The organism is Streptomyces sp. SA15 (assembly GCF_002291145.1).
Taxonomy (GTDB): domain Bacteria; phylum Actinomycetota; class Actinomycetes; order Streptomycetales; family Streptomycetaceae; genus Streptomyces.
In genome coordinates this window covers 14,283-29,295 of sequence record NZ_NTGE01000099.1, presented here as the reverse complement: position 1 = coordinate 29,295, position 15,013 = coordinate 14,283, and the positions used below count along the sequence as shown (strand labels likewise).

General features: G+C 70.1%; 16 protein-coding genes. 9 read left to right on the top strand and 7 right to left on the bottom strand.

The window, feature by feature from the left end:
- Positions 1 to 96: 96 nt before the first annotated feature.
- Entirely contained in the window at positions 97 to 561 is a 465-nt protein-coding gene (locus CLM62_RS20210) for a GatB/YqeY domain-containing protein (protein ID WP_095751302.1), read from the top strand.
- 236 nt (positions 562 to 797) lie between these two features.
- Here the strand turns inward: CLM62_RS20210 and CLM62_RS20205 are convergent, their stop codons facing one another.
- Positions 798 to 3,065, bottom strand: coding sequence for a transglycosylase domain-containing protein (locus CLM62_RS20205; RefSeq protein WP_095751301.1), 2,268 nt, complete (start codon positions 3,063 to 3,065; stop codon positions 798 to 800).
- A gap of 408 nt (positions 3,066 to 3,473) precedes the next feature.
- Between CLM62_RS20205 and wblA the strand changes: the two genes are divergently transcribed.
- Positions 3,474 to 3,812, top strand: a complete 339-nt coding sequence (gene wblA / locus CLM62_RS20195; RefSeq protein WP_179382160.1) for a transcriptional regulator WblA — start codon at positions 3,474 to 3,476, stop codon at positions 3,810 to 3,812.
- A gap of 67 nt (positions 3,813 to 3,879) precedes the next feature.
- Here the strand turns inward: wblA and CLM62_RS20190 are convergent, their stop codons facing one another.
- Both CLM62_RS20190 and CLM62_RS20185 read right to left on the bottom strand, forming a co-directional pair.
- Complete coding sequence (locus CLM62_RS20190) at positions 3,880 to 5,403, bottom strand: ArsA family ATPase (protein WP_257003947.1); 1,524 nt, start codon at positions 5,401 to 5,403, stop codon at positions 3,880 to 3,882.
- Positions 5,400 to 6,377 (bottom strand): ArsA-related P-loop ATPase, encoded by a 978-nt coding sequence (locus CLM62_RS20185; RefSeq protein WP_095751299.1) that lies wholly within the window; start codon positions 6,375 to 6,377, stop codon positions 5,400 to 5,402. Before CLM62_RS20185 ends, CLM62_RS20190 begins: the two co-directional genes overlap by 4 nt.
- A gap of 186 nt (positions 6,378 to 6,563) precedes the next feature.
- Here CLM62_RS20185 and CLM62_RS20180 point away from each other — a divergent pair, with 186 nt between their 5' ends.
- From CLM62_RS20180 to CLM62_RS20165, 4 genes are all read left to right on the top strand, one after another.
- A complete protein-coding gene (locus tag CLM62_RS20180; RefSeq protein ID WP_095751298.1) occupies positions 6,564 to 6,722 on the top strand; it encodes a DUF4177 domain-containing protein in 159 nt (52 codons plus the stop codon).
- Positions 6,719 to 7,186 (top strand): RidA family protein, encoded by a 468-nt coding sequence (locus CLM62_RS20175; protein ID WP_095751297.1) that lies wholly within the window; start codon positions 6,719 to 6,721, stop codon positions 7,184 to 7,186. The genes CLM62_RS20180 and CLM62_RS20175 overlap by 4 nt, the downstream gene beginning before the upstream one ends.
- Positions 7,187 to 7,269: 83 nt before the next feature.
- On the top strand, positions 7,270 to 8,139 hold the full coding sequence (locus CLM62_RS20170; protein WP_095751296.1) for an NUDIX hydrolase: 870 nt from the start codon (positions 7,270 to 7,272) through the stop codon (positions 8,137 to 8,139).
- Positions 8,136 to 8,966 carry an MBL fold metallo-hydrolase gene (locus tag CLM62_RS20165; protein WP_095751295.1) on the top strand — a complete coding sequence of 277 codons (831 nt, stop codon included), beginning with the start codon at positions 8,136 to 8,138 and terminating at the stop codon, positions 8,964 to 8,966. The genes CLM62_RS20170 and CLM62_RS20165 overlap by 4 nt, the downstream gene beginning before the upstream one ends.
- 94 nt (positions 8,967 to 9,060) lie before the next feature.
- Here CLM62_RS20165 and CLM62_RS20160 read toward each other — a convergent pair whose 3' ends face one another.
- Complete coding sequence (locus CLM62_RS20160; protein WP_015658871.1) at positions 9,061 to 9,735, bottom strand: Crp/Fnr family transcriptional regulator; 675 nt, start codon at positions 9,733 to 9,735, stop codon at positions 9,061 to 9,063.
- 335 nt (positions 9,736 to 10,070) lie between these two features.
- Between CLM62_RS20160 and nth the strand changes: the two genes are divergently transcribed.
- The 3 genes from nth to CLM62_RS20145 all read left to right on the top strand — a co-directional run bounded on the left by nth (position 10,071) and on the right by CLM62_RS20145 (position 13,046).
- Positions 10,071 to 10,952: an endonuclease III gene (gene nth, locus CLM62_RS20155; RefSeq protein ID WP_373559165.1), complete on the top strand. Its 882-nt coding sequence runs from the start codon at positions 10,071 to 10,073 to the stop codon at positions 10,950 to 10,952.
- A gap of 76 nt (positions 10,953 to 11,028) precedes the next feature.
- Positions 11,029 to 11,724 (top strand): CoA pyrophosphatase, encoded by a 696-nt coding sequence (locus tag CLM62_RS20150; protein WP_095751293.1) that lies wholly within the window; start codon positions 11,029 to 11,031, stop codon positions 11,722 to 11,724.
- A 122-nt stretch (positions 11,725 to 11,846) separates the two neighbouring features.
- Positions 11,847 to 13,046, top strand: a complete 1,200-nt coding sequence (locus CLM62_RS20145; RefSeq protein ID WP_095751292.1) for a MarP family serine protease — start codon at positions 11,847 to 11,849, stop codon at positions 13,044 to 13,046.
- Between the two features lie 45 nt (positions 13,047 to 13,091).
- On the opposite strand, the gene CLM62_RS51620 is transcribed toward CLM62_RS20145, so the two are convergent.
- From CLM62_RS51620 to CLM62_RS20130, 3 genes are all read right to left on the bottom strand, one after another.
- Positions 13,092 to 13,277 carry a hypothetical protein gene (locus tag CLM62_RS51620; protein ID WP_095751291.1) on the bottom strand — a complete coding sequence of 62 codons (186 nt, stop codon included), beginning with the start codon at positions 13,275 to 13,277 and terminating at the stop codon, positions 13,092 to 13,094.
- A gap of 284 nt (positions 13,278 to 13,561) precedes the next feature.
- A complete protein-coding gene (locus tag CLM62_RS20135) occupies positions 13,562 to 14,500 on the bottom strand; it encodes an alpha/beta fold hydrolase (protein ID WP_095751290.1) in 939 nt (312 codons plus the stop codon).
- Positions 14,497 to 15,003 carry a phage holin family protein gene (locus tag CLM62_RS20130; protein WP_095751289.1) on the bottom strand — a complete coding sequence of 169 codons (507 nt, stop codon included), beginning with the start codon at positions 15,001 to 15,003 and terminating at the stop codon, positions 14,497 to 14,499. The genes CLM62_RS20135 and CLM62_RS20130 overlap by 4 nt, the downstream gene beginning before the upstream one ends.
- Positions 15,004 to 15,013 lie beyond the last annotated feature (10 nt).

The window sequence follows — 15,013 nt, the reverse complement described above, 5'->3', positions numbered from 1 at the left end:
AAGGTTTCCGTGCCGGGCGTCCCCTCAACGCCGCCCGGACCGACGCCCCTTAAATGAGCGGGCGTCTTCGCTCCCACTCCTGCGACAATCAAACTCATGACCACGCTCAAGGCGAAGCTGAAGGAAGACCTCAACGCCGCGATCAAGGAGCGCGACGAGCTCCGCTCCTCGACGCTCCGGCTGACGCTCACCGCGATCACCAAGGAGGAGGTCGCGGGGAAGGAGAAGCGCGAGCTCTCCGACGACGAGGTGCAGAAGGTGATCACCCGCGAGGCGAAGAAGCGCCGTGAGGCGGCCGAGGCCTTCGCGCAGGGCGGTCGCGCCGAGAGCGCGGAGCGGGAGAAGGCGGAGGGCGAGGTGCTCGCCGCGTACCTGCCGAAGCAGCTCAGCGACGACGAGCTGAACCGGATCGTCGCCCAGGCCGTCGAGGAGGCGAAGGCGGCCGGGGCGGAGGGGCCGCGGGCCATGGGCGCGGTCATGAAGATCGTGAACCCGAAGGTCGCGGGCCAGGCCGAGGGCGGCCGCGTCGCCGCGGCGGTCAAGAAGCTGCTCGCCGGCTGACCGACTTCGGGTGCCGGGAACGCCGGGCAGCTGGAAGACCGGGCACCGGGAACGCCGGCTACCGGGAACGCCGGCTACCGGGAACGCCGCCCGCCACCGGAAGCGCCGGCCACCGGAAGCACCGGCCACCAGAAGCCCCCATAACCAAAAGAGCAACGGCCCCTTCACCACCGTACGAAAGACATCCGTACGGCAGGAAGGGGCCGTCCCCGTTTCTCAGGGCGCCGGGTCAGGCGTCAGTCGCGCCCGCCGTTCCCGTTGCCCCCGTTGCCCTGGCCCTGGATGAAGCCCTCCGGGATGGAGAACGTGGGGTCCGGCTCGTCGCCGCCGTTCGTGCCGCCGTCGGTCAGGCCGCCGATGAAGCCGTCGTTGCCGTTGCCGTTGCCGTTGCCGTTCCCATTGCCGTTTCCGTTCCCGTCGCCGCGGTCGCGCTCCGGGTCCGGGATGCTGACGAGGTTGAAGGATTCGACTTCCTTGCCCGACAGGGCGCCGGCCATGGCGTCCTTCCAGATCGGGCCGGGGACCTCACCGCCGTAGACGAGCGGGCGGAAGACGCCGCCGATCGTGATGTTCTTCATCTTGACCTTCTGGGTGGCGCTGCCGACCCAGACGGCGCCCGACATGTTCGGCGTGTAGCCGACGAACCAGGCGTTCCTCCGCTCGTCCGTCGTACCCGTCTTACCGGCGCTCTCGCGGTCCGTCAGGCCGGCCTGCCGGCCCGTACCGGAGTCGACCACGCCGCGCAGCAGCGTGTTCACCGTGTCGGCGGTCTTCTCGCTCATCGCCCGCGAGCACGTCGACTTCGGCACCTCCAGTGACTTCCGCTCGTCGCCGACCTTCTGCGTGATCGACTCGATGGCGACCGGGGTGCAGTACATGCCGCGGGAGGCGAAGGCGGCGTACGCGCTCGCCATCGTCAGCGGGGACAGGCCCACCGAGCCGAGGGCGATGGCGGGCCGCTCGGGCAGCTTGGTGCCGTTGCCCTGCCGGACCTGCAGCTTGTCCGTCATGTTGACCACGGGGCACAGGCCGATGTCGGAAATCATCTGCACGAAGTAGGTGTTGACCGACTTGGCCATCGCCTCCTTCAGCCGGTAGGGGCCGACTTCCGACTCGGTCTCGTTCTCGACCTTGTCGCCGTCCCGGTTGGTCCACGGACTGCTGTCGCACGTCTGGACCGGGCTCGGGTACTCCATCTCGTACGGCGACGAGTACTCCTGCGTGGGCGGCCGGCCCTCCTCCAGCGCGGCCGCCGCCACGAACGGCTTGAACGTCGAACCGGTCGGGAAGCCGAAGTTGGAGCCGCCCATGGCCGCGTCGACCGAGTAGTTGTACTCGGTCTCGTTCTTGCCGTAGCCGAACGGCTTCGACTGGCCCATCGCGACGATCTTGCCGGTGCCCGGCTCGACCAGGGTGGCCGCCGCGGCGACCTTGTCGTCCTGGTTGACGTGGTCCTTGAGTGACTCCTCGACCGAGTTCTGCGCCTGCGGGTCGAGTGTCGTACGGATCGTCAGGCCGCCCTGGTTCCAGATCTTCGCCCGCTCCTCGCGGGTCTTGCCGAAGACCGGGTCGCTGCGGAAGACCCGCTCGATGTACTTGCAGAAGAAGCTGGCGCCCTGGACCGCCGTGATGCAGCCGTTCTTGGGCCGGCTGATCTTCAGGCCAAGCGGCTGCTTCATCGCCTCGGCGGCCTCGGCCCGCGAGACGTCGCCGACCTCGGCCATGCGCTGCAGCACGATGTTGCGCCGCTTGGTGGCCTCCGCCTCGTCGTTGACCGGGTCGTACCGGCTGGGCGACTGGACGATGCCCGCGAGCAGCGCCGACTCCTGGAGGTTGAGGTCCTTGGCGTGCTTGGAGAAGTAGCGCTGGGCGGCGGCCTCGACGCCGTAGGCCTGCTGGCCGAAGAACGTGATGTTCAGGTAGTTCTCGAGGATCTTCTTCTTGCCGAGCTCCTCCTCGACCTGGATCGCGTACTTCAGCTCCTGAAACTTGCGGCCGATGGTCTGCTGGGTGGCCTGCGCGACCTTCGTCGGGTCGTCACCGGCCTCCTCGACGAAGACGTTCTTCACGTACTGCTGCGTGAGCGTGGAGGCGCCCTGGGAGACGCCGCCGCTCTGCGCGTTCTTGTTGAGCGCGCGCAGGACGCCCTTCAGGTCGACCGCGCCGTGCTGGTAGAAGCGCGAGTCCTCGATCGCGACGATCGCCTTCTGCATGAACGGCGACATGTTCTTGAGGCTGACGACCGTACGGTCCCGTGAGTAGACCGTGGCGAGCTGGCCGCCGTCGGCGTCGAGGATCGTGGTGCGCTGGCTCAGCGGCGGCGTCTTGAGTTGGGCCGGGAGCTCGTCGAAGCTCTCCACCGACCCCTTGGCCGCGAGGCCGAGCGCACCGGCCGCGGGCAGCGCGATGCCGGCCATGACGGCTCCCGCGAGCACACTGACACCGAGGAACTTGGCGGCCTGCTGTGTAGAGGACAGACCACCGCCCGAACGCTTCTTTGGCATAGGGGCAGCCTACGTTCTCATTCGCCGGACACGCGTACAGGCCTTGGCCTAAGCTGCTCTCAACTGTCACAGCTGTAGGGCCACGTATCAATACGTCCGGCGACCCCGAATCGTTCCGGTCGTTCCCCAACTTTTTTGATGGGGACGTGTCCGAATCCGCCTTGTGTGTCACCTGGCGCCCGTTGTGACGCTGCACAAGTGTCCTGGTTTGCCGGGATAGTTATGTATGTCGCCAGCTCACTCCCCCGGGTGATCTGCCGCTTACGCATAGTCCGTTCGGGCCATTCAAGATTGGGCCCGAAGGGGGTGTTGCGCTGTGCCCGCCTTCCGTAACGTCCTCAACTGGCGGCGGTGAATATGCCGCTGCCGCCGTGGGGGAGCCTCGATTCGGGAGAGGACGGCGCCGGTATGGGCTGGGTAACCGACTGGAGTGCGCAGGCGGCCTGCCGCACTACCGATCCGGATGAACTGTTCGTTCAAGGAGCAGCGCAGAACAGGGCCAAGGCGGTGTGCACCGGCTGCCCGGTGCGCACGGAGTGCCTCGCCGACGCGCTCGACAACCGCGTCGAGTTCGGCGTGTGGGGAGGGATGACGGAGCGGGAACGCCGGGCACTGCTGCGCCGGCGGCCGACCGTCACCTCGTGGCGCAGGCTGCTCGAGACCGCGCGTACGGAGTATGAGCGGGGGGTCGGCATTGTGCCTCTCGACGACGACGAGATGTACGAGAACTACGCGGCGGTGGGCTGAGGTCTTCGGGGCGCGGTTGAGCTGAGGGCTGAGGTCTTCGGGGCGCGATTGAGCTGAGGGGGTGCCCTCAGGCGCCCGTGTCGGGCTCCGGCAGTTCCGGTTGGGCTGCCGCGAGTCGGTTTCCGATGTCCCGCAGGCCCGCGAGGTCGTGTACGTCGCCGGGCAGCGCGGCCACTTCGGCCACCGCCACTTCGGGGTGCAGCGAGGTGAAGCGGTCACGCGTGCGCTGCTCGCGGGAGAGCAGCCGCATGCGCTCGGCGTGCAGCCTCAGCAGGCCGGCTGTGAGTTGTTCGACGGTCCGCTCCTGTTCCGTGTCCTCCCTGTCCTCCGTGGCGGCGGGGGAGCCTTCGTCGGGAGCGGGAGATTCGGAAGCGGACGATTCTGAACTGCCGTGCGTGTCGGGAGAGTTACGAAGTACTGCTTTCCCGTCCCCCTGATCCACAATGCGGGGCTCTTCAAGATTTTCCGCGGCGGCGAGCGCCCGCTCGGCCGACAGCCGGTCGGCGCCGCTGCCGTGGACCCGGTTGAGCACCAGACCGGCGAGCGGCATGTCCTCGGCGGCCAGCCGCTCCACGAAGTACGCCGCCTCCCGCAGCGCGTCCCGCTCCGGCGCCGCGACCACCAGGAATGCCGTGCCGGGCGCCTGGAGCAGCTTGTACGTCGCGTCCGCGCGCGTGCGGAATCCGCCGAAGGTCGTGTCCATCGCGGCCACGAACGTCTGTACGTCCTTCAGGAGCTGTCCGCCGAGCAGCTTGCCGAGAGTGCCGGTCATCATCGACATGCCGACGTTCAGGAACTTCATCCCGGCGCGGCCGCCCAGCTTTGCCGGGGCCGTCAGCAGCCGGATCAGTCGGCCGTCCAGGAAGGAGCCGAGCCGCTTGGGGGCGTCCAGGAAGTCCAGCGCCGAGCGGGACGGGGGCGTGTCGACGACGATCAGGTCCCACTCGTCCCTGGCCCGCAGCTGGCCCAGCTTCTCCATCGCCATGTACTCCTGCGTGCCCGCGAAGCCCGCCGAGAGCGACTGGTAGAAGGGGTTGCCCAGGATCGCGGCCGCCCGCTCCGGGTCCGCGTGCGCCTCGACGATCTCGTCGAAGGTGCGCTTCATGTCGAGCATCATGGCGTGCAGTTCGCCGCCCGCCCGTCGCCCACCGCCACCCTCAACCGAATCGCCGCGCGATGCCCCTCCTCGGTCGTCGACGCCCTTGACCTTGCGCGGGGTGTTGTCCAGCGAGTCGATGCCCATCGACTGGGCGAGCCTGCGGGCCGGGTCGATGGTGAGGACGACCACCTTGCGGCCCCGCTCGGCTGCGCGCAGTCCGAGGGCAGCTGCGGTGGTGGTTTTGCCGACTCCGCCGGAGCCGCAGCACACGATGATGCGGGTTTTGGGGTCGTCGAGGAGGGGGTCGAGGTCCAGTAGGCGCGTGGGGGAGAGGTGGTGCGGGTGGTGGGGTTGGTGAGATTGGTTGGGGTGGCGGGCGTGGTCGTGTGGGGGTGCGGGGTCGTGGGCTCGGGTCGGGTCGGGTTGGAGTGCGGGGGCAGGTGAGTGGGACGGGTTGTGCCGGGGTGTGGTGTCGTGTTTGTCCGGGCTCATGACATCCCCTGTTCCCGCAGCTCGGTGGCCAGTTCGTACAGACCCGCCAGGTCCATTCCCTCGGCGAGCAGCGGCAGTTCGTGCAGCGGCAGGCCGAGCTCGCTCAGGACGCCCCGCTGCTCGTGCTCCAGCGCGTACCGCTCGGCGTACTCGTCGGCCTGTTCGACGAGCGGATCCACCAGCCGCTCGGCGTGCCCGCCGCGGCGCGCTCCGCCGAGCCCGGCGGACGACAGTGCCCGGGCGACAGAGGAACGCGGCACGGTGCGTACGAGTTCCAGGTCGGCCGCGTCCAACACCTCAGGCCGCACCATGTTCACGATGATCCGCCCGACCGGCAGCCGCGCCGCCCGCAGCTCGGCGATCCCGTCCGCGGTCTCCTGGACGGGCATCTCCTCGAGGAGCGTCACCAGATGAACCGACGTCTCCGCCGACTTCAGCACCCGCATCACGGCCTGCGCCTGATTATGTATCGGGCCGATCTTGGCGAGGCCCGCGACCTCGTCGTTGACGTTGAGGAAGCGGGTGATGCGGCCGGTGGGGGGTGCGTCCATGACGACGTAGTCGTAGGCGAACCGGCCTGACTTCTCCTTGCGGCGCACGGCCTCGCACGCCTTGCCGGTGAGGAGTACGTCCCTGAGGCCGGGCGCGATGGTGGTCGCGAAGTCGATCGCGCCGAGCTTCTTCAGGGCCCGGCCCGCGCCGCCCAGCTTGTAGAACATCTGGAGGTAGTCCAGAAGGGCCAGTTCGGGGTCGATGGCGAGGGCGTACACCTCCCCGCCCCCGGGAGCGACGGCGATCTTCCGCTCCTCATAAGGCAGCGCTTCCGTTTCGAAGAGCTGCGCGATGCCCTGCCTGCCCTCGACCTCGACGAGAAGCGTCCGCTTCCCTTCCGTCGCGAGGGCCAGCGCGAGGGCCGCGGCGACCGTCGTCTTACCGGTCCCGCCCTTGCCGCTGACGACCTGGAGCCTGCTCACGTATTCGAGCGTAACCAGTCCGTGCGCGGGCTAAGCGGGAGGCTGTGGATAACGTGGCTGCGGTCGGCTGTCCGGCTGGTGCGAAGACCCGCGCGAAGGCCCGTGCGGAGGCCCGCGAAGACCCGTGCGAAGACCCGTGCGAAGGCCCGTGCGGGGCAGCGGCGGGCAGCGGCTAGAGTCGGCCGCATGACCAAGTGGGAATACGTCACCGTGCCGCTGCTCGTCCACGCCACGAAGCAGATCCTGGACAACTGGGGCGAGGACGGCTGGGAGCTCGTCCAGGTCGTACCCGGGCCGAATCCCGAGCAGCTCGTGGCCTACCTGAAGCGGGAGAAGCAGGCGTGAGCGCGGTGGAGGCTCGGTTGGCGGAGCTGGGCCTGACTCTGCCGGAGGTCGTGCCGCCGCTTGCCGCGTACCAGCCGGCTGTGCGGTCGGGGGTCTACGTCTACACCTCCGGCCAGCTTCCCATGGTGGAGGGCAAGCTGCCGGTCAGCGGCAAGGTGGGGGCGGAGGTCACGGCGGAGGAGGCCAAGGAGCTGGCGCGTACGTGTGCGCTGAACGCCCTGGCTGCCGTGAAGTCCGTCGCGGGTGACCTGGATCGGGTGGCGCGGGTGGTGAAGGTCGTCGGCTTCGTCGCCTCGGCCTCTGACTTCACCGGGCAGCCGGGTGTGGTGAACGGCGCGAGCGAGTTGCTGGGCGAGGTCCTCGGCGACAAGGGCGTGCACGCGCGGAGCGCGGTGGGCGTGGCGGTGCTGCCGCTGGATGCGCCTGTGGAGGTTGAGGTTCAGGTGGAGCTGGTGGGGGAGTAGCTCAGACCCCGGCTGTCCCGACCCCTGACGACCAGCAACCGGTCACTCTCGAACATCAGCGCACCAAGAGATAGCCTCCGCCCATGGCAAACGGGCAGTGGTACCCCCCGGAGTGGCCGGACCGCATCCGCGCCCTCACGGACGGCACCCTCACGCCGGTGTCCCCCAAGAGAGCGGCCACCGTGATGCTCCTCCGGGACACCGACGCCGGCCCCGTCGTCCACATGCTGCGCAGACGCGCCTCCATGGCCTTCGCCGGAGGCGCGTACGCCTACCCGGGCGGGGGCGTGGACCCCCGCGACGACGACCTCCACGTCCGCTGGGCGGGCCCCACGCGCGCGTGGTGGGCGGACAGGCTCGGCGTGGACGAGACCGCGGCCCAGGCGATCGTCTGCGCGGCCGTACGTGAGACGTACGAGGAGGCAGGCGTCCTCCTCGCCGGCCCGACCCCCGACTCCGTGGTCGGCGACACCACGGGCGCGGAGTGGGAGGCCGATCGTGCGGCCCTGGTCGACCGTGAGCTGTCCTTCGCCGAGTTCCTGGACCGACGCGGACTGGTGCTGCGATCGGATCTGCTGGGTGCCTGGACCCGCTGGATCACCCCCGAGTTCGAGGCCCGCCGCTACGACACGTGGTTCTTCGTGGCAGCGCTCCCCGAGGGGCAGCGCACGCGTAACGCCTCCACGGAGGCCGACCGTACGGTGTGGATCCGGCCGGGAGACGCGGCAGCCTCGTACGACAAGGGCGAGCTGCTGATGATGCCGCCCACCATCGCGACCCTGCGCCAGCTGACGTCGTACGGCACGGCCGTCGAGGCGCTCGCCGCGGCTCCTGGACGTGATCTGACGCCCGTCCTGGCGCGGGCGCGTCTGGAGGACGGCGAGATCGTGCTGTCCTGGCCCGGGCACGACGAGTTCACCAAGCACATCCCGACCGGTGGAGCCCCCGCATGACGGACGCCGCAGCCCTTCCCGGCCAGCCACGGGGCGGGGTCCTCTCGGGCCCCGCCACCCCCCGGGCCGTCAACGTCCTCGCGCCCAACGCCTCCGCGATGACCCTGGACGGGACGAACACCTGGATCCTGTCCGAGCCCGACGCCGAGTTGGCCGTGGTGGTGGACCCCGGGCCGTTGGACGAGGGCCATCTGCGCCACGTCGTCGACACCGCCGAGCAGGCCGGCAAGCGTGTCGCCCTCACCCTGCTGACGCACGGCCACCCGGACCACGCCGAGGGCGCCGGCCGCTTCGCCGAGTTGACCGGCACGAAGGTGCGGGCCCTGGACCCGGCGCTGCGGCTGGGGGACGAAGGGCTGGGCGCCGGGGACGTGGTGCGCGTCGGGGGCCTGGAGCTGAGGGTCGTACCGACCCCGGGGCACACCGCGGACTCCCTGTGCTTCCATCTCCCGGCCGATCAGGCGGTCCTGACCGGTGACACGATCCTGGGACGCGGTACGACGGTCGTGGCGCACCCCGACGGCCGCCTCGGCGACTATCTGGACTCACTGCGGCGGCTCAGGTCCCTCACGGTCGACGACGGCGTGCACACGGTGCTCCCGGGCCACGGGCCCGTCCTGGAGGACGCCCAGGGCGCCGTCGAGTTCTACCTCGCCCACCGCGCCCACCGGCTCGCCCAGGTCGAGACGGCCGTAGAGGACGGCTACCGGACGCCCGCCGAGGTCGTCGCCCATGTGTACGCGGACGTGGACCGCTCCCTGTGGCCCGCGGCGGAGCTGTCGGTGCGGGCGCAGCTGGAGTACCTGGAGGAGCACGGGCTGATCTAGGGGCGCGGTGCTTCGACGTCGTGCACGCGCGCGTGTGCCGCGCGGAATCGACGGTACGCCCGGGGCCGGCAGCCCCCAGGCTGTACGACCGGCGTCAGCGCGACCTCTTCGCCAGCCGCTCGACGTCCAGCAGGATCACGGCCCGTGCCTCCAGGCGGAGCCACCCGCGCTGGGCGAAGTCGGCCAGGGCCTTGTTCACCGTCTCGCGGGACGCGCCGACCAGCTGGGCCAGTTCCTCCTGCGTGAGGTCGTGGACGACGTGGATGCCCTCCTCGGACTGCACGCCGAAGCGGCGGGACAGGTCGAGGAGCGCGCGGGCCACGCGGCCGGGGACGTCGGAGAAGACCAGGTCGGACATCGCGTCGTTGGTGCGGCGCAGTCGGCGGGCGACGGCGCGCAGCAGCGCGGTGGCCACCTCGGGGCGGGCGTTCAGCCAGGGCTGGAGGTCGCCGTGGCCGAGGCCGAGCAGCTTGACCTCGGTCAGCGCGGTGGCGGTCGCGGTGCGCGGGCCCGGGTCGAAGAGCGACAGTTCGCCGATGAGCTCGCCGGGGCCGACCACGGCCAGCATGTTCTCGCGGCCGTCGGGTGACGTGCGGTGAAGCTTGACCTTGCCTTCGGTGACGACGTAGAGCCGGTCTCCGGGGTCGCCCTCGTGGAAGAGCGAGTCGCCGCGTGCGAGGGTCACCTCACTCATGGAGGCGCGGAGCTCCGCGGACTGCTCGTCGTCGAGAGCCGCGAAGAGCGGGTTGCGCCGCAGGACGTCGTCCACGAGTTCTCTCCTTGTCGACCTGCTCAGGGGATCTTGCTCCCCTACGTACCAGGGGACCGTGCTCCCCATTTTGCCGGACGGTCCAAACAGTGTGATCTGTCACAAGGATGCCGCACAGGTGTCCCGGGGTAGGCGGCAGGGGTCCAATTGAGGGCCGATCTCCAGGGTCCGGGGCGGATGTCAGTGCCGGGCTTTAGTCTGGCCGGGTGTCCAAATCGCCGGTAGAGCACAGGTCCAAGGGGGCTGGGCGGGTGGTTGTACGTCGAGATTCCGCTGTGGGCGAACAGGACCCGGGCGGAGGGAGGAAAGCGGCGAAAGCGGCGAAGAAGGCTCCCGTGAAGAAGACCGCCTCGGTGAAGAAGGCGACCGTCGCGCCCAAGAAGGCCGCGGTCGCGGTCGAGAAGGCCGCCCCCGTGAAGGTCGTCGCGACGAAGCCGCCGAAGGGCGAGTCGCGTACGGCCCTGGTTCGCCGCGCCCGCCGGATCAACCGCGAGCTCGCCGAGGTCTACCCGTACGCACACCCGGAGCTGGACTTCGACAACCCCTTCCAGCTGATCGTCGCCACGGTCCTGTCGGCCCAGACCACCGACCTCAGGGTCAACCAGACGACGCCCGCCCTCTTCGCCAAGTACCCCACGCCCGAGGATCTGGCCGCCGCCAATCCGGAGGAGGTCGAGGAGATCCTCCGGCCGTGCGGGTTCTTCCGGGCCAAGACCAGGTCCGTCATAGGGCTCTCCAAGGCCCTGGTGGAGAACCACGGCGGCGAGGTCCCCGGCCGCCTCGAAGACCTCGTCAAGCTGCCCGGCGTCGGCCGCAAGACCGCCTTCGTCGTGATGGGCAACGCGTTCGGGCGGCCCGGAATCACCGTGGACACCCACTTCCAGCGGCTGGTGCGGCGCTGGCAGTGGACCGAGGAGACCGACCCGGACAAGATCGAGGCCGCCGTCGGCGCGCTCTTCCCCAAGAGCGACTGGACGGACCTCTCGCACCACGTGATCTGGCACGGCCGCCGCATCTGCCACGCCCGCAAGCCCGCCTGCGGCGCCTGCCCCATCGCCCCGCTCTGCCCGGCGTACGGCGAGGGCGAGACGGATCCGGAGAAGGCGAAGAAGCTCCTGAAGTACGAGAAGGGGGGCTTCCCGGGCCAGCGCCTGAAGCCCCCGCAGGCCTATCTGGACGCGGGCGGGAAACCCGCGCCCCCGTTGGGGGCCGGATGAGCCGCTCTTGGGTGCGTTCCCAGGAACGATCTCTGGGCCGCCGGCCGTTGGATCCAGCAGAACGACGGGGGTGGCGATGACGCAGGCGAGCAACACACAGGGCGGGCCGGTGACGCTCAGCAAGGAGGGCCTGCCCGCATGGCTGGACCCGGTGGTGCGCGTCGTCGAGACGGTCGAGCCACTGCAGCTGAGCCGTTTTCTGCCGCCGGAGGACGGGGCGGGGCGACAGTCCGCCGTGCTCGTCCTCTTCGGTGAGGGTGAGCGCGGGCCGGAGCTGCTGCTGATGGAGCGGGCGAGCTCCCTGCGGTCGCATGCCGGGCAGCCTTCCTTCCCGGGCGGCGCGCTCGATCCGGAGGACGGCGACCCGAAGGCCGACGGACCGCTCCGGGCCGCCCTGCGCGAGGCCGAGGAGGAGACCGGGCTCGACCCCGCCGGCGTCCAGCTCTTCGGCGTGCTGCCCGCGCTGTACATCCCGGTCAGCGGGTTCGTCGTGACACCCGTGATGGGCTGGTGGCGCGCGCCGAGTCCGGTAGGGGTCGTGGATCCGAACGAGACCGCTCGGGTCTTCACCGTTCCCGTGGCGGATCTCACGGATCCCGACAACCGCGCCACGACCGTTCACCCCAGGGGGCACCGAGGTCCGGCATTTCTGGTCGAATCGGCCCTGGTGTGGGGTTTCACGGCCGGAATCATCGACCGCCTGCTCCATTTCGCGGGCTGGGAGCGGCCCTGGGACCGGGGCAAGGAGGTCCCGCTCGACTGGCACGCATGACAGGGTGATCTCCGTACTGTGTCTTTCCGGGGGCCGTGACATCCACGGCTCCGCCGCGGGGCCCCTGGACCTCCGGCTGCCGACGTGTGGTGACCGCAAGTGATGAGGCGAGGCTTGAACCGGTGAACGTGCTGGACATCCTGTTGCTGGTCGCCGCCGTGTGGTTCGCGATCGTCGGCTATCGCCAGGGCTTCGTCGTCGGCATCCTGTCGGTGATCGGCTTCCTGGGCGGCGGACTCGTCGCGGTCTACTTGCTGCCCGTCATCTGGGACGCGCTGACCGACAACGCCGAGGTCGGCACGACCGCCGCCGTCGTCGCGGTCGTCGTCGTCATCGTCTGCGCCTCCGTCGGCCAGGCCCTGACCACCCACCTCGGCAGCAAGCTGCGCCGGTACATCACCTGGTCCCCGGCCCGCGCCCTGGACGCCACCGGCGGCGCGCTGGTCAACGTCGTGGCGATGCTGCTGGTCGCCTGGCTGATCGGCTCCGCCCTCGCGGGCACCACCCTGCCGACGCTCGGCAAGGAGGTCCGCAGCTCCAAGGTGCTGCTCGGCGTGTCCCGGGTGCTGCCCGCACAGGCCGACACCTGGTTCGCGGACTTCTCCTCGGTCCTCGCGCAGAACGGCTTCCCGCAGGTCTTCAGCCCGTTCTCGAACGAGCCGATCACCGACGTACAACCGCCCGACCCCGCTCTGGCGAACAGCCCCGTCGCCACGCGCGCGCAGCGTTCCATCGTCAAGGTCATGGGGACCGCCCAGAGTTGCGGCAAGGTCCTGGAGGGCACCGGCTTCGTCTTCGGCGAGCGGCGGGTCATGACCAACGCGCATGTGGTGGGCGGCGTCGACGAACCCACCGTGCAGATAGGCGGCGAGGGCAGGAAGTACGACGCGGCGGTCGTCCTCTACGACTGGGAGCGCGACATCGCCGTACTCGACGTACCCGATCTGAACGCGCCCGCGCTGCAGTTCACCTCCGAGGACGCGGCGGGCGGCGACGGCGCGATCGTCGCGGGCTTCCCGGAGAACGGGGCGTACGACGTGCGGGCCGCTCGTGTGCGCGGGCGCATCACGGCCAACGGCCCGGACATCTACCACCGCGGCACCGTCCGCCGTGACGTCTACTCGCTGTACGCGACCGTCCGCCAGGGCAACTCCGGCGGTCCGCTGCTGACGCCCGAAGGGAAGGTGTACGGCGTGGTCTTCGCGAAGTCCCTCGACGACGCCGAGACCGGGTACGCCCTCACCGCGGACGAGATCCAGCAGGACATCGCCCAGGGCCGCACCGCGAACCAGCGGGTGGACAGCGACAGCTGCGCGCTGTGAACGGGGCGCGTCGGCCGCGTGGGTGACGCGGGACCTCGGAAGGGGTCAGCCGCGAGGGTGACGCAGGCGTACCGAGACCCAGCGGGCCCGGCGGCGCAGAATGCGCGGGATGCCCACCCTCAGGTCCGTGCCGCCCGGCATCTGCGGGGCACCGCCTCGCTGGTGGGAGCTCAGGCCTCCGGCCGAGCGTCGATTGCGTGCTGCGTCACTGTAGTCGTGCGTCCAGCCCATACCCCGACGTCTGCCCCTGCCCCAAGGTCGATAACCGCTCCCACGCCCCCCAATTGGCCTATGCGCCAGGCAATTGGCTGTTCGTAGTACATGTGTTCAGGTTCGGATACCGGGCGCATCGGCGCGGTCACCGATCGGGTTCGGGGTCTTTCAGCCAGTTGACCAGTTCCGTGGAGAGGGCGACCGGATCCTCTTCCTGTGGGCTGTGCCTTCCCGGGGGCTGTGACATCAGCGGCTCGGCCGCGGGCCCCCGGACTCCCAGCCGCGCTCGGCGCAGCCGCGCTTCACCGGTCCGGCTCGGGATCCTTGAGCCAGTTGACCAACTCGGCGGAGAAGGCCGCTGGATCCTCTTCATGTGGGAAGTGTCCGAGCCCGTCGAACAGCCGCCAGCGGTACGGCGCTTCGACGTACTCGCCGGAGCCGGCCGCGCTGCGGGTGCGCATCACCGGGTCGAGCGAACCGTGCAGGTGGAGGGTCGGCACCCGCACCGGTCGCTTCATGCGCCGGTTGAACTGGATGCCGTCCGGGCGGGCCATCGACCGGACCATCCATCGGTACGGCTCGATCGAGCAGTGCGCGGTCGACGGGATGCAGATCGCACGGCGGTACGTCTGGACCGCCTCGTCGTCCGGCAGGCGCGGGCCGGACCAGTCCCGGATGAGGCGGGCGACGAGCGCGCCGTCGTCCGCGGTGAGCTGGCGCTCCGGGACCCAGGGGCGCTGGAACCCCCAGATGTAGGAACCCGCGCGGGTCTGCTTGACGTCCGAGAGCATCGCCGAGCGCCAGCGCCGGGGATGCGGCATCGACGCCACCGCGAGCCGCCGTACCAGCTTCGGGCGCATCGCGGCCGCCGTCCACGCCAGATAGCCGCCCAGGTCGTGGCCGACCAGCGCGGCGTCCGGCTCACCGAGGGAGCGGATCACGCCGGTGATGTCGAGAGCGAGGTTGGCGGGGTCGTAACCGCGCGGGGTGCGGTCGCTGCCACCGACGCCGCGCAGGTCCATGGCGACGGCCCTGAAGCCCGCGTCGGCGAGCGCGGTGAGCTGGTGCCGCCAGGTCCACCAGAACTGCGGGAAGCCGTGCAGCAGCAGCACCAGCGGCCCGTCGCCCACCTCGGCGATGTGGAAGCGCGCGCCGTTGGCGGCGACCTCCCGGTGCGTCCAGGGGCCGTCCGGTCGTACGACCGAGGCGGGTTGCGCCGAAGGGGTGGCGGGATCCGTCATGAGGACGAGCGTGCCACAGCCTCGATGGCCTTCGCGTTACGGACCCGCTCCTCCAGCACCTTGTTGTCCGTGTCCGGCCGCGGGTGCGGCTTCGCCTTCTGCAGGACGCCCGCCGTCTGCTTCACCGAGGCGGCGACCTTCTGCGGGCCCTTGCCCTTCTTCGCCTTCTTCGCGAAGACCACGCCGATGAGCGCGAGGACGACCGCGAGGAGCACGTTCGCCGCGAAGGACAGCAGGAAGCAGATCGCGAGGTTCCAGTCGGTCCAGGTCCGGATGCCGTACGCCAGCGCGAAGTTGAGCATCGGCAGGGAGAACACCAGGACCGCGCCGGCCACCATGAACGCGCCGCCGCTCGTCGCGCCGCGCTTGACGTCCTGCTTGAGCTGCGCCTTCGCCAGCGCGATCTCGTCGTGCACCAGCGCCGACATCTCGGTCGTCGCGGAGGCGAACAGCTGGCCGATGCTGCGTTCGGCGCCGACCGGGCTGCCGTCGGGTGCGCTCATCGCGTTCTCC